This is a genomic window from Epilithonimonas zeae (assembly GCF_023278365.1).
In the GTDB taxonomy this organism is placed as follows: domain Bacteria; phylum Bacteroidota; class Bacteroidia; order Flavobacteriales; family Weeksellaceae; genus Epilithonimonas; species Epilithonimonas zeae_A.
Genome location: NZ_CP075338.1, coordinates 2,225,845 through 2,246,873, shown reverse-complemented (window position 1 = coordinate 2,246,873; position 21,029 = coordinate 2,225,845). Strand labels below are relative to the sequence as shown.

Here is a 21,029-nt window from a genome sequence, read left to right as displayed (position 1 = left end):
AAGAGTAAGCAGATTTGTTTACTCTTTTTTTGTAATTTATTTTTATTCTATTGTTATATCCTAATTATATAATTAAATTTGCCAAAACCTAATCTAAGAAAATGAACACACCATCAGAACTAAAGTACACCAAAGACCACGAGTGGATTAAAGTAGAAGGCGATACAGCAACTATCGGAATTACAGATTATGCCCAAGGAGAATTGGGAGATATCGTTTTCGTAGATGTTGATACCGTTGACGAAGATCTAAGCGAAGGCGATGTATTCGGAAGCGTAGAAGCAGTTAAAACTGTTTCCGACCTTTATCTTCCGGTAGCAGGTACAGTTTTAGAAGTTAATGCAGATCTAGAAGATCAACCAGAATTGTTGAATACCGATCCTTATGGAAAAGGCTGGATCATCAAACTGAAGATTTCAGACTCAGCAGATTTATCAACGCTATTATCTGCAGAAGAATACCAAGAAGTTGTTGGATAATATCATAACAAAATACAGTAAGATTATATTGCCCATTTATTGGGCATTTCTTACTTATATGCTTTTGCGCCCCGGGTTGGAAAATCAGGAGTATGCCTTTATGTTCCCCCATTTGGACAAGCTCATTCATTTTACCATTTTCTTTCTTTTGGGATTTTTCTTCAGGCTTCGTTTTCCCAAAACATCTTTACTTTACTTTTTTCTGATTCTAGTTTCTTACGCATTGCTCACAGAGATTTTACAAGACATCATGAAACTCGGTCGTTCGCTCGAAGTTTTAGATGCCGTAGCGGACACACTAGGATTATCACTCTCATACTATATATATAATAAGTATGAAAAATTCCAAAACCGAATCTAAGATTATTTTGAATCATATTAAATCTGCTCAATTTGCGAGAAATTGCACTAGGTTTTTAATATTTGATTAACCAATTCCAGTACTTTGGGCGACTGCCAAAAAGCCCAAGCTTTCCCAAGCTATTTTTGTCACCGGGCTATCCGCTCATATCTTTTGCTTTTTTTTGTCAACATTTCACCCTTTGTATGTATAAAGAATATGCAACCAAGTTGAATTTTCGTCTTACAATCGGAGAAAAAAGCAAAAGGATAACCGCTACTATCCCTGCCGCATTTTCCATAAAACTTAGATAATCTAACAGTTTTTATCTATTTAACATAATGTGGATAACTTTAAATGGGTTTATATTAGTCTGTTTTACAGTTGTTTAATTATGCTAGTTTTACACAATTGTAAACTCATTGTTAATTCCATTTGCAAATACAGATTATTCCACCCTATATTTGCAGAACCAAAACGAAAGAATTGGTAGCGCAGGAGAGGGGTTAAGAACATACTAAAATAATTTTCGAGGTTACGAAAAAAAAACTTCAAAAAAGTTTTGGTAGTTTGGGAAAAACTTTTTACTTTTGCACTCGCAAATCAGGGACAAGATGACAGATTAAGAATCCTGAGGAAGCGAAAAGAACAAAGTTCATTGACATAACATATAACAACCAAGTAAGGAAAAAAAACCAAAGCGTCAATTTAAAATTGAGTTTGAGTATAAGGACAAACAAACATACAATGGAGAGTTTGATCCTGGCTCAGGATGAACGCTAGCGGGAGGCCTAACACATGCAAGCCGAGCGGTATTGTTTCTTCGGAAATGAGAGAGCGGCGCACGGGTGCGGAACACGTGTGCAACCTGCCTTTATCTGGGGGATAGCCTTTCGAAAGGAAGATTAATACCCCATAATATAATTGATGGCATCATTGATTATTGAAAACTCCGGTGGATAGAGATGGGCACGCGCAAGATTAGATAGTTGGTAGGGTAACGGCCTACCAAGTCAGTGATCTTTAGGGGGCCTGAGAGGGTGATCCCCCACACTGGTACTGAGACACGGACCAGACTCCTACGGGAGGCAGCAGTGAGGAATATTGGACAATGGGTGAGAGCCTGATCCAGCCATCCCGCGTGAAGGACGACGGCCCTATGGGTTGTAAACTTCTTTTGTATAGGGATAAACCTTTCCACGTGTGGAAAGCTGAAGGTACTATACGAATAAGCACCGGCTAACTCCGTGCCAGCAGCCGCGGTAATACGGAGGGTGCAAGCGTTATCCGGATTTATTGGGTTTAAAGGGTCCGTAGGCGGATCTGTAAGTCAGTGGTGAAATCTCATAGCTTAACTATGAAACTGCCATTGATACTGCAGGTCTTGAGTGAGGTAGAAGTAGCTGGAATAAGTAGTGTAGCGGTGAAATGCATAGATATTACTTAGAACACCAATTGCGAAGGCAGGTTACTATGTCTTAACTGACGCTGATGGACGAAAGCGTGGGGAGCGAACAGGATTAGATACCCTGGTAGTCCACGCCGTAAACGATGCTAACTCGTTTTTGGGTTTTCGGATTCAGAGACTAAGCGAAAGTGATAAGTTAGCCACCTGGGGAGTACGTTCGCAAGAATGAAACTCAAAGGAATTGACGGGGGCCCGCACAAGCGGTGGATTATGTGGTTTAATTCGATGATACGCGAGGAACCTTACCAAGACTTAAATGGGAAATGACAGATTTAGAAATAGATCCTTCTTCGGACATTTTTCAAGGTGCTGCATGGTTGTCGTCAGCTCGTGCCGTGAGGTGTTAGGTTAAGTCCTGCAACGAGCGCAACCCCTGTCACTAGTTGCTACCATTCAGTTGAGGACTCTAGTGAGACTGCCTACGCAAGTAGAGAGGAAGGTGGGGATGACGTCAAATCATCACGGCCCTTACGTCTTGGGCCACACACGTAATACAATGGCCGGTACAGAGGGCAGCTACCAGGTGACTGGATGCAAATCTCGAAAGCCGGTCTCAGTTCGGATTGGAGTCTGCAACTCGACTCTATGAAGCTGGAATCGCTAGTAATCGCGCATCAGCCATGGCGCGGTGAATACGTTCCCGGGCCTTGTACACACCGCCCGTCAAGCCATGGAAGTCTGGGGTACCTGAAGTCGGTGACCGTAACAGGAGCTGCCTAGGGTAAAACAGGTAACTAGGGCTAAGTCGTAACAAGGTAGCCGTACCGGAAGGTGCGGCTGGAACATCTCATTTTAGAGACTATACGTCAAAAAATATTAAAGTGCTTTATACAAAAGCTTTGGTTTTTTTACTCGGTTGATTATATAAAAAATAAACCCACTAGAAATTAGTAAAGGGAATGAGATAATTATTAATTAATAATTGTTAATTATTAATTATTTAATAGTCTCGTAGCTCAGCTGGTTAGAGCGCTACACTGATAATGTAGAGGTCGGCAGTTCGAGCCTGCCCGAGACTACTAATTAAAGTTTAAGGTTTAGAGTTTAAAGTTGAGGGTTTTAACCCGAAACAAAAAACCTAAAACCCGAAGCACCTAGCGGGGAATTAGCTCAGCTGGCTAGAGCGCCTGCCTTGCACGCAGGAGGTCAAGGGTTCGACTCCCTTATTCTCCACAGTTTTAGGAGTTTGATTTAAAAGTTACGATTGGAGCCAACAACAACAATTGTTCATCAGACGAATAGAAAGCAAAAAGATCATTGACATTAACGGTAAAGACATCACAAAGAGAAAACCGAGCGCAAACAAGCGCTTGAGTAACCTAAAAATAGGAAAGAAATCGTTAAGGGCGTATGGCGGATGCCTAGGCTTTCAGAGGCGAAGAAGGACGTGGTAAGCTGCGAAAAGCTGCGGGGATCGGCACACACGAATTGATCCGCAGATGTCCGAATGGGGCAACCCAATACATTGAAGATGTATTACCCGCCGTAAGGCGAGGAGCAAACCCGGAGAACTGAAACATCTAAGTACCCGGAGGAAAAGAAATCGAAGAGATTCCGTAAGTAGTGGCGAGCGAAAGCGGATTAGCCCAAAAGTTTTTATATGTTTAAAAGAATGTTCTGGAAAGAACAGCCATAGAGGGTGATAGCCCCGTATTTGAAAGGCATATTTGGATGATAAATGAGTAGGGCGGGACACGTGAAATCCTGTCTGAATATGGGGGGACCATCCTCCAAGGCTAAATACTCCTGAAAGACCGATAGTGAACAAGTACTGTGAAGGAAAGGTGAAAAGCACTTCGAATAGAAGGGTGAAATAGAACCTGAAACCGTACGCCTACAAGCGGTCGGAGCACCTATATGGTGTGACGGCGTGCCTTTTGCATAATGAGCCTACGAGTTAATTTTACTAGCGAGGTTAAGGACTTCAGGTCCGGAGCCGGAGCGAAAGCGAGTCTGAATAGGGCGCATAGTTAGTAGGATTAGACGCGAAACCTTGTGATCTACCCATGGGCAGGTTGAAGCTTTGGTAACACAAAGTGGAGGACCGAACCGGTTGACGTTGAAAAGTCTTCGGATGACTTGTGGGTAGGGGTGAAAGGCCAATCAAACTGGGAGATAGCTCGTACTCCCCGAAATGCATTTAGGTGCAGCGTTGAGACAAGTTTATTAGAGGTAGAGCTACTGATTGGATGCGGGGGAGTCAAATCCTACCAATTCCTGACAAACTCCGAATGCTAATAAATGTTTCTCAGCAGTGAGGGCGCGGGTGCTAAGGTCCGTGTCCGAGAGGGAAAGAACCCAGACCAACAGCTAAGGTCCCTAAATATATGCTAAGTTGAAACAACGCGGTTGGACTGCATTGACAGCTAGGATGTTGGCTTGGAAGCAGCCATTCATTTAAAGAGTGCGTAACAGCTCACTAGTCGAGCGGTCCGGCATGGATAATAATCGGGCATAAGCATATTACCGAAGCTATGGATTTATAATTAATTATATCTGGTAGGGGAGCATTCTATTTGCGCCGAAGCAGTATCGTGAGGTATTGTGGAGCGGATAGAAAAGAAAATGTAGGCATAAGTAACGATAAAGGGGGCGAGAAACCCCCTCACCGAAAGACTAAGGTTTCCTCAGCCATGCTAATCAGCTGAGGGTTAGTCGGGACCTAACGCGAACCCGAAAGGGGTAGTGGATGGACAATGGGTTAATATTCCCATACTTGCTCACACTAAAAAGGGGACGGAGTGACGTAGCTACTGGAGACTGACGGAATAGTCAAGGCCTAGCCTTCGGGCGAAGCTGCTGTAGTGAACTCGCTTCCAAGAAAAGCCGAAGTGAAGCAACCCGTACCAAAACCGACACAGGTAGTCGAGGAGAGAATCCTAAGGTGCTCGAGTGAGTCGTGGCTAAGGAACTAGGCAAAATAGTCTCGTAACTTCGGAAGAAGAGACGCCATCAGCAATGGTGGCCGCAGTGAAGAGGCCCAGGCGACTGTTTATCAAAAACACAGGACTCTGCTAAATCGAAAGATGCTGTATAGGGTCTGACACCTGCCCGGTGCTGGAAGGTTAAGGAAGGGCGTTAGCGTAAGCGAAGCGTTTGACTGAAGCCCCAGTAAACGGCGGCCGTAACTATAACGGTCCTAAGGTAGCGAAATTCCTTGTCGGGTAAGTTCCGACCTGCACGAATGGTGTAACGATCTGGGCACTGTCTCAGCCACGAGCTCGGTGAAATTGTAGTATCGGTGAAGATGCCGATTACCCGCAATGGGACGAAAAGACCCTGTGAACCTTTACTATAACTTCGTATTGACTTTGAGTAAGTAATGTGTAGGATAGGTGGGAGACTATGAAGCGGGCACGCTAGTGTTCGTGGAGTCAACGTTGAAATACCACCCTTTACTTACTTGGAGCCTAACTTCTTTCAGAAGGACATTGCGTGGTGGGTAGTTTGACTGGGGTGGTCGCCTCCAAAAGAGTAACGGAGGCTTTCAAAGGTACCCTCAGCACGCTTGGTAACCGTGCGTAGAGTGTAATGGCATAAGGGTGCTTGACTGTGAGACCTACAAGTCGATCAGGTGCGAAAGCAGGACATAGTGATCCGGTGGTTCCGTATGGAAGGGCCATCGCTCATAGGATAAAAGGTACTCCGGGGATAACAGGCTAGTCTCCCCCAAGAGCTCATATCGACGGGGAGGTTCGGCACCTCGATGTCGGCTCGTCACATCCTGGGGCTGGAGAAGGTCCCAAGGGTTGGGCTGTTCGCCCATTAAAGTGGCACGCGAGCTGGGTTCAGAACGTCGTGAGACAGTTCGGTCTCTATCTATTGCGGGCGTTAGATGTTTGAGAGGGCTTGATTCTAGTACGAGAGGACCGAATTGAACAAACCTCTGGTGTATCAGTTGTACCGCCAGGTGCACCGCTGAGTAGCTACGTTTGGAAGAGATAAGCACTGAAAGCATATAAGTGCGAAACTCGCCTCAAGATGAGACATCTTTTAAGGGTCGTTGGAGATGACGACGTTGATAGGCTACAGGTGTAAAGACAGTAATGTCATAGCCGAGTAGTACTAATTACCCGTAGATTTATAGCCTATTGGTTACACTAACCCAGGCGTTTGTTGCGCAACAAAGGTTCTCTCTTTGTGAAAGTTTTTATCGATAAATATAATTTAACAATATAATAATTTAACGATGTATCAATTTAATTGTTACACTGTTACATAAGATAAATTGTTACATTAAACCATATTTAGGGTGGTTTTAGCAGAGGGGCTCACCTGTTCCCATTCCGAACACAGAAGTTAAGCCCTCTAGCGCCGATGGTACTGCGAAAGCGGGAGAGTAGGTCGCCGCCAGTTTTTTTTAAAAGCTCATCAATTTATTTTGATGAGCTTTTTTTATGACCATACCTCAAAGAAGAATCGATGCAAGGATACCTCTAATTATATATCTAAATCATTTTTTTTTACTAAAAAGATATACTACTTTAGTTGATGATATCTTTCGTTTTATAAAAAGGTCATATTACTGCATTTAGAATTTGATTTCAAATAATTATAATTGGATTAATTCCAAATACACACAAATTCTCCTATTTATCTGTTAATCTTTTTATAAAAATGTTGTTTTCATTTTTTTTAAGTTCTTAATTAGATTATTTTTGCACAAATTAATTTTTAAAATGAAAAAATACTTATTTCTTCTTTTAATTGCTTTTATGGCAGTGTCTTGCTCTAAGGTTAAAGTTGAAGGAAATATCAAAGGAGGTTCTCCTTTGGAAAGAATTGAATTTATAGAAGCTTCTGGTGTTGCTACTTTACCATTGGTCAATCTTGGTGTTGATGATAAAGGAAACTTCAAAGGTGAGTTCAATGCACCAAAAAATGGAATGTATGCGATGACTTACGCTGGGAAAATGAATTTCATTTATCTTAAAAAAGGTCAAACTTTAAAAGTTTCTGGTGAAGCTACATCATTTCCTGAAGTTTATAAAATCGAAGGTGATGCTAAAAAGAATAACGATTTCATTACAGAAACTCAAAAATATCTTCAGTCTTATAGTTCTAAATTGAATATGCAATTGCTTCAGAAAAAAGAAGCTGATTTCTTAACTGAAATTAAGAAAGTACATTCTGATCTTGAGAAAAATTTGGATGAGACGGCTGATAAAATTGGACCGGATAGTGATGTGGTTAAACTTAAAAAAGATGAGTTAACAACAAACATTTTAACTTTCTTGGTTCAATACGAATCTACTCACGGACAAACAATAGGAGATCCATCTTTTAAAGTGTCTAAAGTTTTTACAGATTATGAAAAATCTTTGACAAAGAATAATGACAGAATGGTAGAAAATCTTCCGGTTTATAGAAATTATCTTTTGAATAAAGTAGGACAGGATTTCCAAAACTTTGCAGTTAAGCAGAAAGACAAAGACAATGTAAGTATGTCTACAATTTTTGCTAGATTTTTGGCAACTAACAAAGAGATGTCTCAGAAAACAAAAGATTATTTGTTGGCTTTCGTGATTGCTAAATTTGATCTTAATCCGTACACAAGTGAAGTAGAAAAAGTTCAGAAAGTTAGCGAAGAATATATCAAAGATTCTGAAGTTAAGAAAGATCTGAATTCCGCAATCAATGCCGTTTTTGGATTGAAGAAAGGAGAAGTTGCTCCAAAAGTTAATCTTGTAAAACTAGACGGGAAATCCGGAAATATAGAAACTAATGGTAAGCCTACTTTGGTGATGAGCTATGCGTCTTGGAATCCTTACATTGGACAATCTACAATTCCTGTTCTAAAAGAAGTAGTTAATTTCTACAAGGCAAAGGTTAACTTTGCGTTTGTAAATCTTGATGATACTAAAGAACAATTTACTAAAACAGCTAATGCAATGTTGAAAGGAATTCCTGGAACTAATTATCATGCTGAAGGTGGATTAGCTTCTGACTATGCTAAAAAATTCTTCATCTACGGATTCAAAATTCCTGGATTTTTCTTGATTGACAAAGACGGAAAAGTAGCTAGCCAAACTTTTTATAACCTTGGTGATGCTAAGTTTGTAGAAGAAATGAATAAAATTTCTGGTTTACAAGCACCATCTGTAAATCAAGGTGCACAATTACAAAATGATCTGTTGCAAAAGGCTCCGGCAAATGCAGACTCTGCAGCAACAAAATAAATATTAGATGAAGAGAAAAAAGAATCTGATTCTTGAAAATATCAAACTCCTTTCTGCAGGTGCGAAAGGAGTTTCTGTTGGTAAGACTGCTGAAGGAAAAACCGTTTTGGTTTCCGGAGCAGTTCCCGGAGATTTGGTAAATGTTAGAGTCAAGAAAGCGAAAAGCAATTATTACGAAGGCGAAGCTGTAGATATTTTAGAATATTCTGAAGATCGAGTTGAACCAAAGTGTATCCATTTCGGAACTTGCGGTGGTTGCAAATGGCAAAATATTGCTTATGAGAAACAACTAGATTTCAAACATAATGAAGTTGTAAATAATATTACAAGAATCGGAGGTGTTTCCGGATTTGATATTATTCCAATTTTGGGTTCAGAAGAGCAATATTTCTACAGAAACAAAATGGAGTTTTCTTTTTCCAATGCACGTTGGTTGACTCAATATGAAATTAGTTCGGAAGAAAATTTTGGAAATAGAGATGCTTTAGGATTCCATATTCCTGGGATGTGGAGTAAGATTCTTGATTTGAAAGAATGTTTCCTACAAGAAGATCCATCAAACCAAATCCGTTTGGCTGTAAAAAAATATGCAGTTGAAAACGGTTTGGAATTTTATGATGTGAAAGCTCAGGAAGGTTTCTTGAGAACATTGATGATGCGCCAGAATTCTAAAGGTGAATGGATGGTTCTTTTCCAATTATTTAAGGAAATGAAAGCCGAGAGAATCCAACTATTCGATTTTCTTTTAAGCCAATTCCCAAAAATCAAAACGCTTGTATTTGCCATCAATCCAAAAGGAAATGATAGCATCTACGATTTGGATATCCAAACTTATTTTGGTGAAGGTTTTCTTTATGAAGAAATGGATGGACTTAAATTTAAGATCGGACCAAAATCTTTCTTCCAGACCAATTACCGTCAGGCTTTAGAGCTTTACAGAAAAACATTGGAGTTTGCTGAATTAACTGGTGACCAAGTTGTATACGATCTTTATACAGGAACTGGAACGATTGCGCAATATGTAGCGAGAAATGCCAAGCACGTTATCGGAATCGAAGCTGTGCAGGAAGCTATTGATGCAGCTATCGAACACGCAGAGCTCAATGGTCTTAACAATACAACTTTTTATGCTGGTGATATGAAAAACGTCTTCAATGATGAGTTTCTAGCTAACCATCCAAAAGCTGATGTTTTGATTACTGATCCACCAAGAGACGGGATGCATCAGAAAGTGGTAGAGCAAATCCTGAAGTTAGCTCCAGAAAGAATCGTTTACGTAAGCTGTAATTCTGCAACACAAGCCAGAGATATTGCATTGATGAAAGATGATTATGATTTGGTGAAAATTCTTCCGGTTGATATGTTTCCACAAACGCACCACGTAGAGAATATTGCTTTGTTAATCAAAAAATAAGATTTAATTTTATTCTAAATTCTAACATCAGATAATGAAGAATTTAATATTGTTTTTCGGATTTTTATTACTTCTCACAAGTTGTGGAGGAGATGATGATATCTGTCTGAGTGCTGATTCTACGCCAAGACTTAAATTTAAGTTCAAAGTTCCAAATACCGATAGCAATCAATTAACAGCCATCGATACACTTTACGTAGATGTAGATTATGGAAAAGCCGATTTAACCAATATCATTACTGCCCAAGCCAATGTGGATTCTATTTTTGTTCCGATGCGAGTGGATGCCTCTCCTTATACTGATATTTATTTTAGAACAAGAAAAGAAGGGCCTAGAAGTAAGCTAAGGATTAACTATACGACAAAAGCCATTTATGTTTCTCCTGCGTGTGGTTATAAAATTAATTATGAAAACCTGAATGCCGAGCTTTTGGAAAGTAATCCTGTACAAAATGTCGAATCCAATCATACTTCATTAACTGATGAAACTAGAATCAATTTTTATCTTCGTTTTTAGTCTGTTTTGTATCTCTACTTTTTCTCAGAATAAAGCAGAAGAAAAAAAGTCAGATTCGATTAAATGGCAATATAAACCCAACCTAACCGTAGGTGTAGATGTACTGAATCTTGGAATTGGCTTCTTCAGTGATAGAAAGTTATTTCAAGGCTATGTCTCAAGCAGGATCAACAAAAGAGTTCACGCTGTTATAGATTTGGGTTACGACAAAAATGTTTACCAGAAGAATGGCTATGATGCAAAAGCAGATGGGATTTTTGCTAAAGTTGGAGGATATTATATGTTATCTATGGATCCGGAAAATGATTTGAACGGTTTCTATGCTGGCGGAAAATTGGCAGGTAGTTTCTATAATCAGGAATATATGGCAATTCCAGTAAAAGGTTTGAATAATGAAGGTGTAACCATAGCTTTTGATCCTTCTACACAAAGCAGTTATTGGATAGAAGCCATTTTGGGCGCAAAGGTTCAGGTTTTTGAAAGTAACTTCTTCATAGATGTGAATTTACAGCCTCGGTATTTAGCTTATACTACCAAACAAGACGAGATAGAACCAATGATTGTTCCGGGTTTTGGAAGAAGTTCAGGTAGTTTCACAATGGGCTTTAGCTGGAGTATTGCATATAAGTTTTAAATATGTATAAACATAAAAAAACGCCACAATTTATTTGTGGCGTTTTTTTATTAATTAGTGGTTTGATTTTTTCTTTTAAATAAATATAAAATAAATCCGATTATTAAACTGCCTATTGCGATATAAAATATAAAAAGTTTTGTATTGGATTTTAGTAAATAAACAAGAGAGAGCATGGCTCCAAGATTTAAAAATATCCAATAATTTGAAATTATCTTCTTTATCATTATTGTATTTTTATATTATATGGCATTTCCATCATTACAGCAGATTTGGTATCAGGATTTGTGATGTGCTGGAAAATCTTGAAGTTCTCTTTCCCGATTTTGTTTTTAATCATTCTTGTAGAGAAATCCTCCTCAGTCTCAGCAGAAAATATTTGCTCGAATTTTGAAACTTTCGCAGGATAAGTAGCAACGCCATAAGTTTTTAGATTAGCAGATTTTGCCGCAAAGTTAATCGCATCTTGTAAAGATCCCAGTTCATCTACCAAGCCAATTTCTTTCGCACGAATACCAGACCAAATTCTTCCGCCACCAATAGCATCGATTTGTTCAAAAGATTTTTTTCTGTTCACAGTTACAAAATGGACAAATCTCTGGTACGTAGCTTCTACACTTCTGGTCATTATATTCAATGTACCAGGCGTTAATCCGTTGATGGCCGAAATCATATTAGAGTTGGCATTGGTAGAGACGACATCACTTCTGATTCCGTTTTTCTCAGCCAATTCTTTGAAATAAGGCACGACTCCAAAAACTCCAATCGAACCCGTTAAAGTATTAGGTTCAGAGAAAATTTTATCAGCTCCCATCGCAATATAGTAACCTCCGGATGCTGCGTAATCTCCGAAAGAAACTACAACCGGCTTTTTTCTTTTCAATTGTTGCATTTCAAAAAGAATCTCGTCAGAAGCATTAGCACTTCCTCCAGGAGAATTGATTCTGAAAACCACTGCTTTCACATCATCATCTTTCTGAAGTTTTTTGATTTCTTTTACGAAGTTTTCAGAATAGATTCCGTCATAACCTTTTCCGTTATAGATCGCTCCAGAAGCATAAAGAATTGCGATTTTTTTACCACTATTATCAGATTCTAAAGATTGAGAATACTTGGCAAAGGAGATTTTATTCAGTTTTTTATCTGTATCGATATTCAGTTTTTTCTTGATGATGTTATCGTATTCAGATTTTTGAATGAGCTGATCTGCTAGTTTGTATTTAAGGCTCAAATTCGGCAAGTAGCTGTAAAGGCTATCTGTAATTGTATTGAGTTCAGCTACAGGAATATTTCTTGAGTTAGCGATTTTTGTTGAAGTATTAGACCAAATATCATTTAATAAAGTCGATAATTGTTCTTTATTTTCAGGTGAAATTTCATCTCTTAAAAATGGTTCAACCGCTGCCTTGAATTTCCCGTGACGAATTACCTGAATTCCAATTCCATATTTTTCAGCAAAATTCTTGAAGAATGTTACTTCTGTAGAAAGACCTTTTAGTTCAATCAATCCTGCAGGGTTTAGATAATATTTGTCAGCAACGGAACCCAGATAGTAAGCACCTTGAGAAACTGCATTCCCGTATGCATAAACAAACTTTCCACTTTTCTTGAAATCCTTTAGTGCATTTCTGATATCATCCAGCTGAGTCATCCCAGCATTGATGTTATCCATTTCTAAACTAATTCCTTTTATTTTTTTATCAGTCTTTGCATTTTCTATAGCTTTTAAAACATCATAAAGCAAAACCGGCGTTTCTTCTGTTTTGAAGGCAAAAATTTCTTCCTGATCTTCAGAAGGACTATCAATTATTTTTGTTTTTAAATCGAGAGTCAGAACAGAATTTGATTTCACATCTGTATCGCCTGATAATGATGATAGAATAATGAATCCAATAAAAAACAGGAACAAACCCGCTGTCACAATGAAAATTGCAGTTAAATTTGCTAAAACTAATTTGAAAAAACTTTTCATCTAATTATATTATTTGGTCTATATGTCGTACAATGATGTCATTTTGTTACTTGGAAGTAATATAAATAATCCGGAAAAAAACATCGAGATTGCCCTTGAAAAAATAGAAAATCAAGCGGGTGCAATATTAATTAAATCTGAATTAATAATAACAAAACCTGTAGAATTTGAAAGTTATAATAATTTTTGTAATATTGCAATTAAATTAAAAACACATTTTTCACCTATAAGGTTACTCTCTGAGCTTAAAAGTATTGAAAGAGATATGGGTCGTACAATCGATTCTGCTGATTTTGGTGCTTATCAGGATAGAATTATAGACATTGATATAATATTATATAACAATATAAAATTTATTTCGAAGCGATTAATTATTCCTCATTACAAGAATCTCTATGAAAGAGATTTTGCCAAAAGGATTATTAACGAACTGAGATAGGTTTTTATAACACAGATGACTATGAAGAAAAAACTATTACTCTTCTTATTTTTACCATTTTTAGGTCTGGCACAGACTAATGACGGTAATACTAAGCCCGAAACTCAACCATTTAATAACAAAAGCCGACTTTTTAAAGATTGGTCTGTTTCTGTTGGTGGTGGTGCTGCTTTTATGGCAAATGCCGATATCACGTCTTTTTATGACGGAAAAATCAATTGGGGTTGGAATGGCTATGTCAGTTTGGACAAACAAATCAGCCACACATTTGGACTATCATTGTTGTATACCAGAGGTCAGACTAAACAGAAAGCTCATTTAAATGATGCAGCTGGAGTTGCAAATGGTAATACAAAGTTTGACCAAATTGCTTTGTTGGGAGACATCAACTTCTCAAACCTAATGAGAAGGACTGATAACAAATCGCCATTCCGCTGGGCTCTGCATGGTTATGCAGGTATTGGTTTTACAGGATACAAAACCTTTTTGCAGGATAATGATAGGTTAAGCAAATGGCCTCTGTATATAGAGCAAAAAATGAATATCGCAACTTTTACATATATAGGAGGTGTAGGGTTGAAATATAACATTTCCAGATTGTTAGATATTGAACTACGAGCTTTATATCTTATCAGCGGGGACGAAGAATTTGATGGTGGCGGATGGACAAGATCAGAACTTCCTGGATATAATTTGATTAATGATACTTATTCTGATAATGCTTGGTTATTTAACTTAGGCTTGTCATTCAAATTAGGTAAACACCAAGATCACCTTCGTTGGGTGGATCCTTTACAGGGTGCATATGCAAAAACTGCTGCTTTGGAAGAGCAATTCAAAGACTTCAATGTTTGTGAAAAAGGTGATCAGGATAATGATGGTGTTTGTGACGATTGGGATAGACAATTGGATACACCGGCAGGAGCGAGAGTTGATGGTGCTGGTGTTGCTTTAGATACTGATCTGGATGGTGTTATAGACCTGAATGACAAATGTGTCACTGTTCCTGGACCAATCCAAAATAATGGATGTCCTATAGAAAGTACACCTCAGGTTTTACCAGCTAAAGAAGTAGCTATTGATGAGATTAATAAATATTTTAATGGAATCGAATTTGAGCTGAATAAAGATGTTATCAGACCTAAATCTTTCTCTGATCTTAATAATGCAGCTGATATAATAAAAACTTTAGGAGGTGATAGCAAGTTTATTGTAGTTGGAGCTACAGATAGTAGAGGTTCTATAGAATACAATAAAAAATTATCTCAGGCTAGAGCAAACGCAGTCTTAAATTATCTTGTAAATAAAGGTGTTTCTGCAAATGTTCTTACTGCTGAAGGAAGAGGAAAAGAAGATTTGAAATATACAGAATGTGATCCGGCAACAAAATGTCCGGAGTGGAAGAATGAAGCTAACAGAAGAGTATATTTCGTTGCAAAATAAATAAACTAGAAAAAAAACATTTAAAATATGAAACAAAATTTATTATCATTAGTAGCAATAGGATTATTGTTACCTATGAGTTTAGCAGGTCAGAAGGTATCGACAGATGCTAACTCTGGATCTCAGAATGTTTCTCCATTTACTCAAGAATCAAAAAGATTCAATGATTGGTCTATATCGGTTGGTGCAGGTGTACCTTTGATTCAGTCTGCTGATATGACCTCTATAAAAAATGGAAACGGTAAAAATCTTTTTGGATACTCAGCCTATATCAGTATTGATAAAGCTATTACGCACGCATTCGGATTAAATTTGCAGTATGACAGAGGAGAAACAAGACAAGGTTATGCAAATACAAAAGATCACGTAACTTTAGGCGATAGACAAACTGCTGGTAGAACACAATATAATGCAATATCAATCTTAGGAGATGTTAATTTTTCTAACCTCCTAAGAAGAGTAGATAACAAATCTCCTTTTAGATGGGCGTTACATGGTTATGCAGGTATTGGTACTTTAGCCTATAAATCATATAGACAAGATCCAGGTCCTTACAACCAAACTCTTAATTTTGAATCAAAACCTTTCAAGATAGGATCATTATTCGGTCAAGCAGGAGCTGGTCTTAAATTTAAAATTAATAACAGATTCGATATCGAAGGTAGATTGATGTATGTTGTTACTGGTGATGATGAATTTGATGGAGCTGGAGTTGGTCAAAATGGCTACAACTTAACAGAAGATCAAATTTCTGATAATTTCTTCAACGGAACTTTAGGTATTACCTTCAAACTTGGAAAACACGAATCTCACTTGATGTGGCATGATCCTTTGCAAGAAATTTATTACAAGTTAGATGTTCTTAACGATAAAACTCAAGATCTTGAAGTTTGTAAAAAAGGAGATGTAGATAATGATGGCGTTTGCGATGATTGGGACAGACAATTAGATACGCCTGCTGGTGCTAGAGTAGATGGAGCTGGTGTCGCTTTAGATGTAGATTTGGATGGTGTAATTGATCTTTATGACAAATGTGTTACGGTTCCAGGACCAGTAGAAAATCAAGGCTGTCCTTATCCTTCTAATACAACTACTGGAGTTGTTACAGATGGGGAAAGAATTATGAAAGGAATTGAATTTGATTTGAATTCTGACAGAATTTTACCTTCTAATACACCAATCTTGACTCAAGCGATTAATTATATCAACGCTTCTAATTCTAATTTCAAAGTAATTGGAGGAACAGATACAAGATCGTCTGATGAGTATAACCAAAAGCTTTCTGAAAGAAGAGCTAACAACGTAAAAGATTATCTAATCAAAAACGGAGCTGATAAAGCAAAATTGGAGTCTATCGGAAGAGGAGAGAAAGATCTTCTTTATCCAGAATGTGAACCAGCTGAAAAATGCCCTGAATGGAAAAACAGAGCGAACAGAAGAGTATATTTTGAAGCTAAATAAAATATATTGATATAAATTAAAACCGTTTCGTTTATTGCGAAACGGTTTTTTTATGTTCAGGAATTGATTAAATTTACAAATGCTTTCTTCTACAGAATCACAAGACAGATTAATTCACAAAACACTCAAACAATTTTGGGGGTATGATGAATTTCGGTCTTCTCAAAAGAATATTATTCTTTCAATTGTTAATGGTAAAGATACATTAGCGCTTTTGCCTACAGGTGGAGGGAAATCTCTTTGCTATCAATTACCTGCTATTGTGTTAGAAGGAACTTGCATTGTTGTATCTCCACTTTTAGCATTGATGCGAGATCAGATTGATGCTTTACAATCTATAGGAATTGAAGCAGAGTTACTGAGTTCAGAATTAGACGAATTCGAAGAAGAATCTGTTTATAATAGATGCAAAGATGGATTGATTAAAATTCTTTACATTTCTCCCGAAAGATTACAGAATCAATTATTTTTAAGAAATATTCAGGAGATTGAGGTTTCATTTATTGCTGTTGATGAGGCGCATTGTATTTCAGAATGGGGTTCAGATTTCCGTCCAAGTTACCAGAACATCAAAAAATTCAGACAGGAATTCAAGAATGTACCTTGTCTGGCTTTGACAGCTACTGCAACCAATCAAGTGGTTGATGAAATTGTTAATAAATTAGGACTTCATCAACCTCAGGTTTATAAGCAAAGTTTCAAAAGAGATAATCTCAACATCATTGTTGAAAATACTTCCAATAAGTATAACAGGATTTTAGAATTTCTGAGACAAAATCCCTCTTCCGGAATTATATATACGAGAACCAGAAAAGAAGCGGAAGATTTAACTTATTTCCTTAAAAATAACAAATTCCAAAACGTAGATTTTTTTCACGCTGGATTACCTTTAAATGAAAAAGAAAAACTTCAGAAGAAGTGGATTAGTAGTCAGTTTCACGTTTTAGTTTCCACCAACGCTTTTGGGATGGGAATTGATAAGGACAATGTGCGATTTGTGATCCATTTGTCGCCTTCTTCTACGATTGAAAATTATTACCAAGAGATTGGTCGAGCTGGACGAAATGGAGAAGAAGCATTAGCATTAATGCTTTGGAACGAACAGGAATTGACGAACATCGATAATACATTCAAAAACCAAATTCCAAACAAAACTGAATACGAGAAAATATTGACTTATCTCTATTCAATTTTCCAAATTGGAGATAACGATTTGCCGGAAAAAACCTTCCAGCTTGACCTTAATAAAATCAAGAATCTGACGAAATTATCCACTGCGAAAATCAAAAATATTCTGACGTTTCTGAACAATCAGGAACTGATTTATTATAAAAATAATATCTCAGCGTCTACGATTCAGAGTTTTGTTCAGTCAGATGAGTTGGAACAATTGGCTTCTTCAGATGCTTATTTTATGGAGTTGTTATTTAGGAATTTGCCTGGATTATCGATTCATAAAGTGCATTTCAGTGACGTGGCTTTTTGCAAAAAAAACGGAATGGACCTTCAGAATTTCAAACAAAAACTATTGCAGTTGCAGAAAGCGGGACATTTGGAATATCTTGACGGAAGTCTCCATTCTATCAGGTTTTTAAAGCCTCGGAATGACCGGCATTTGTCCGGAGAGTATTGGTCGCTTTTCCATAATATTCAGAAAAATAAACTCAGAAAATGGGAAGAAAACAAATTCTATATCCAGGATTCTGATTTCTGTAAAATGAAATTGATTCTTAGTTATTTTGGTGAGCGAGATGCTGAAAATTGCGGAAAATGTTCGGTTTGCAGAAAGAGAACCAACTCCAAGAGAACCTTGTCATCCGATATTGCTCAGCAATTGTCGAACCGGCCGATGTCTTTGGACGAGATGGCTGCGAGTCTCAATTTTTATTCCAAAGAATCCATTTCAGAAACCTTGATTTTCCTTTTGGACATCGGTAAAGTAAAAATGTTGAACTATAAAACTTATATGTTAAATAGTTGAAGCATTAAATAATAACCACAAAAGTTACAAAAGAAATTATTAAATAAAATTCTATTGAGCAAAAAGAAATAATTATTGCTTTTTTCTTCTTTAAAAAAGAGTAGTGAATGAAAATCTTATGTGACTTTTGTGGTTGAGAAAACATACAAATATTCAGTTTTAATAAATCATCAATTATAAAATCAATGCAGACGAAATCTCTTAATGTCGTTTTTTTCGGAACTCCCGATTTTGCAAAAGCTTCTTTGGAAGCGATATTCAAATCTCATCACAAGGTTGTCGGTGTTGTAACAGCGGCTGACAAAGCGAGTGGGAGAGGAATGAAACTCACACCTTCTCCTGTGAAAGTTTTCGCAGAAGAAAATAACCTCAACCTTTTCCAGCCGGAAAAACTTAGAAATCCGGAATTTTTAGAATCACTCCGAAATCTCAATGCTGATGTTTTTGTCGTAGTCGCTTTCAGAATGATGCCTCAGGTTTTGTTTTCGATTCCCAAATTAGGGACATTCAATCTGCACGGCTCGTTGCTGCCGGATTATCGAGGTGCAGCGCCAATCAATTATGCGGTGATTAATGGCGAAACCAAGTCAGGTGTAACGACGTTTTTCATCAATGAAAAAATTGATGAAGGAAATATTCTTCTCCAAGCAGAAACCGAAGTTTTACCGGAAGATAATGCGGGAACTTTGCACGATAAATTGATGATAATCGGTGCAGATTTGGTGATTAAAACTTTGGACGGATTAGCTGAAAATTCCATCACGGAGAAACCTCAGCCTGAAAAACAAAATCCAAAAACAGCTTACAAAATCTTTAAAGAAAATCTAAAAATCGATTGGAATCAAAGTTCTGAAACGATTCATAATTTCGTGAGAGGAATGTCGCCTTATCCAACGGCTTTCACTATTTTGAAAATCGGAGAAGAGGAAAAATCATTGAAAATTTTCAAAGGACATTTCGAATTAAGATCACATTCGAGAGAAGCTGGCGCTTTTGATATTTCTAAAACCGAATTCAAATTCTATACAAAAGACGGCATTTATTATCCTGAAGATGTTCAAATCCAAGGAAAGAAAAGAATGCCTGTCAAAGATTTCCTTAATGGAATTCAGAATTTTGAGGATTATAAAAAATAAAATTCAATGCAAAATAACAAAGTCAAGATTTTAAAAACAGAAATCTTATCTGATAATTGGTACACGCTTAACAAAGTCACTTTTGAATATCAGAAAAAAGACGGAACGCTGGAAACCCAAAGCAGAGAAGCTTATGACAGAGGAAATGGTGCAACAATTTTACTTTATAACAAAAAATCGAAAACTGTAATCTTAACAAAACAATTTCGTTTACCAACTTATATCAATGGCAATGAAGACGGAATGATGATAGAAGCTTGTGCTGGACTTTTAGACAAAGATAATCCGGAAGATTGCATCAAAAGAGAAACGGAGGAGGAGTTGGGCTATGAAATTTCGGACATCAAAAAAGTGTTCGAAGTTTATATGTCTCCAGGTTCGGTAACGGAGATTCTTTATTTCTTCATCGCAGAATATTCCAAATCGATGAAAATCAATGACGGAGGCGGGCTGGAAGAAGAGCAGGAAGAAATAGAAGTTTTGGAACTTTACATCGAGAAAGCACTTGAAATGATTGACTCGGGTGAAATCAAAGATGCTAAAACGATTATGTTGCTTCAGCACTTGAGAATAAAAAATATTTTATAGATTTAAAATCAATTCAATTATAAAAATTTAAAATGAAGAAATTATTTTTCGGATTATTATTGTCGTCTAACCTTTTCTTTTCCCAGGATTTGAAAGTAATGACTTACAACATCCGACTGTCTTTGGAAAGTGACAAGGAAAATTCTTGGGATAAAAGAAAAGAAGATGCTTTGGCCCTAATGAATTATTATCATCCGGATTATTTCGGCGTTCAGGAAGCGGTTCCACAGCAAATGACAGATATCAAAACAACACTTAAAGATTATGATTACGTTGGCGTTGGAAGAGACGACGGAAAAAATCAAGGCGAATATTCGGCGATTTTCTATGACAAGAATAAACTGGAAGTTACCAAATCCGGAACATTCTGGTTAAGCGAAACACCGGAAAAACCTTCAAAAGGCTGGGATGCGGCTTACAACAGGGTTTGTACTTATGCGTTTTTCAAAATCAAAAAAACTGGGAAACAATTTTTGGCAATGAACCTGCATTTCGACCACGTTGGCGATGTTGCAAGAGTAAATTCTGCAAAACTGATTCTTGAAAAAGTCAAAGAACTCAATCCAAAAAATCTTCCATTAACTTTGACAGGAGATTTCAATTTGACGGATGATTCGGAACCGATTAAAATTATTTCGAAGTCTTTGGATAATGCTTTTTACCATTCCAAAAAGCCACATTATGGACCAATTGGAACGTTCACTGCATTTGATGTCAACACAGTTCCGAAAGAGAGAATTGATTATATTTTCGTAAAAGGTTTTGATGTGTTGTCCAATAGAACAATTAATGACCGACGCGAAAATTTGCTTTATCCGTCTGACCATTTTCCGATTTTAGCGGATATTAAGTTTAAGAAATAAGCATAAAAAATCCTCTCTGAAAGAGGATTTTGTTTTTTGTCTCGCAAATGAAGCAGATTTTGCAGATTCATTTTAGAAAAAATCTACTTGATTTGCAAAGTCTGCAAGGTTTTTT

The 21,029-nt window shown here is 37.3% G+C and carries 14 protein-coding genes, 2 tRNA genes and 3 rRNA genes; 18 read left to right on the top strand and 1 reads right to left on the bottom strand.

What is annotated here, in order from left to right:
• Nucleotides 1–101 precede the first annotated feature (101 nt).
• From gcvH to KI430_RS09935, 11 genes are all read left to right on the top strand, one after another.
• Nucleotides 102–479: a glycine cleavage system protein GcvH gene (gene gcvH / locus KI430_RS09985; RefSeq protein ID WP_248874417.1), complete on the top strand. Its 378-nt coding sequence runs from the start codon at nt 102–104 to the stop codon at nt 477–479.
• 58 nt (nt 480–537) lie between these two features.
• On the top strand, nt 538–840 hold the full coding sequence (locus KI430_RS09980) for a VanZ family protein (RefSeq protein ID WP_317231428.1): 303 nt from the start codon (nt 538–540) through the stop codon (nt 838–840).
• Nucleotides 841–1,563: 723 nt separating this feature from the next.
• Nucleotides 1,564–3,080 (top strand): 16S ribosomal RNA (locus tag KI430_RS09975).
• Nucleotides 3,081–3,232: 152 nt separating this feature from the next.
• Nucleotides 3,233–3,306: transfer RNA gene (locus KI430_RS09970), tRNA-Ile, on the top strand.
• A gap of 80 nt (nt 3,307–3,386) precedes the next feature.
• Nucleotides 3,387–3,460 (top strand) — tRNA-Ala (locus KI430_RS09965).
• Nucleotides 3,461–3,617: 157 nt separating this feature from the next.
• Nucleotides 3,618–6,376: ribosomal RNA gene (locus KI430_RS09960) — 23S ribosomal RNA — on the top strand.
• Nucleotides 6,377–6,535: 159 nt separating this feature from the next.
• Nucleotides 6,536–6,643, top strand: a 5S ribosomal RNA gene (gene rrf, locus KI430_RS09955).
• Together the 16S, 23S and 5S rRNA genes with 2 tRNA genes alongside form the textbook arrangement of a ribosomal RNA operon.
• Before the next feature lie 323 nt (nt 6,644–6,966).
• Nucleotides 6,967–8,466: a TlpA family protein disulfide reductase gene (locus KI430_RS09950; protein WP_248874413.1), complete on the top strand. Its 1,500-nt coding sequence runs from the start codon at nt 6,967–6,969 to the stop codon at nt 8,464–8,466.
• A 7-nt stretch (nt 8,467–8,473) separates the two neighbouring features.
• The gene (rlmD, locus tag KI430_RS09945; protein WP_248874411.1) at nt 8,474–9,880 is read left to right on the top strand and encodes a 23S rRNA (uracil(1939)-C(5))-methyltransferase RlmD; all 1,407 of its coding nucleotides are present in this window, start codon (nt 8,474–8,476) and stop codon (nt 9,878–9,880) included.
• A gap of 34 nt (nt 9,881–9,914) precedes the next feature.
• The gene (locus KI430_RS09940) at nt 9,915–10,397 is read left to right on the top strand and encodes a DUF6452 family protein (protein ID WP_248874409.1); all 483 of its coding nucleotides are present in this window, start codon (nt 9,915–9,917) and stop codon (nt 10,395–10,397) included.
• The gene (locus tag KI430_RS09935) at nt 10,363–11,031 is read left to right on the top strand and encodes a DUF6048 family protein (RefSeq protein ID WP_248874406.1); all 669 of its coding nucleotides are present in this window, start codon (nt 10,363–10,365) and stop codon (nt 11,029–11,031) included. The genes KI430_RS09940 and KI430_RS09935 overlap by 35 nt, the downstream gene beginning before the upstream one ends.
• Nucleotides 11,032–11,257: 226 nt before the next feature.
• Here KI430_RS09935 and sppA read toward each other — a convergent pair whose 3' ends face one another.
• The gene (sppA, locus tag KI430_RS09930) at nt 11,258–13,003 is read right to left on the bottom strand and encodes a signal peptide peptidase SppA (RefSeq protein ID WP_248874404.1); all 1,746 of its coding nucleotides are present in this window, start codon (nt 13,001–13,003) and stop codon (nt 11,258–11,260) included.
• 43 nt (nt 13,004–13,046) lie between these two features.
• Between sppA and folK the strand changes: the two genes are divergently transcribed.
• The 7 genes from folK (at nt 13,047) to KI430_RS09895 (ending at nt 20,914) form a co-directional block, all read left to right on the top strand.
• A complete protein-coding gene (folK, locus tag KI430_RS09925; protein ID WP_317231427.1) occupies nt 13,047–13,442 on the top strand; it encodes a 2-amino-4-hydroxy-6-hydroxymethyldihydropteridine diphosphokinase in 396 nt (131 codons plus the stop codon).
• Nucleotides 13,443–13,463: 21 nt separating this feature from the next.
• Nucleotides 13,464–14,885 (top strand): OmpA family protein, encoded by a 1,422-nt coding sequence (locus KI430_RS09920; protein ID WP_248874400.1) that lies wholly within the window; start codon nt 13,464–13,466, stop codon nt 14,883–14,885.
• 27 nt (nt 14,886–14,912) lie between these two features.
• Nucleotides 14,913–16,346, top strand: a complete 1,434-nt coding sequence (locus tag KI430_RS09915) for an OmpA family protein (protein WP_248874399.1) — start codon at nt 14,913–14,915, stop codon at nt 16,344–16,346.
• A 79-nt stretch (nt 16,347–16,425) separates the two neighbouring features.
• Nucleotides 16,426–18,327, top strand: coding sequence for an ATP-dependent DNA helicase RecQ (locus tag KI430_RS09910; protein ID WP_248874397.1), 1,902 nt, complete (start codon nt 16,426–16,428; stop codon nt 18,325–18,327).
• 185 nt (nt 18,328–18,512) lie between these two features.
• Nucleotides 18,513–19,463 (top strand): methionyl-tRNA formyltransferase, encoded by a 951-nt coding sequence (gene fmt, locus KI430_RS09905; protein WP_248874395.1) that lies wholly within the window; start codon nt 18,513–18,515, stop codon nt 19,461–19,463.
• 6 nt (nt 19,464–19,469) lie between these two features.
• Nucleotides 19,470–20,051, top strand: coding sequence for a GDP-mannose pyrophosphatase NudK (nudK, locus tag KI430_RS09900; RefSeq protein WP_248874393.1), 582 nt, complete (start codon nt 19,470–19,472; stop codon nt 20,049–20,051).
• A 32-nt stretch (nt 20,052–20,083) separates the two neighbouring features.
• On the top strand, nt 20,084–20,914 hold the full coding sequence (locus KI430_RS09895) for an endonuclease/exonuclease/phosphatase family protein (RefSeq protein ID WP_248874391.1): 831 nt from the start codon (nt 20,084–20,086) through the stop codon (nt 20,912–20,914).
• Nucleotides 20,915–21,029: the final 115 nt, after the last annotated feature.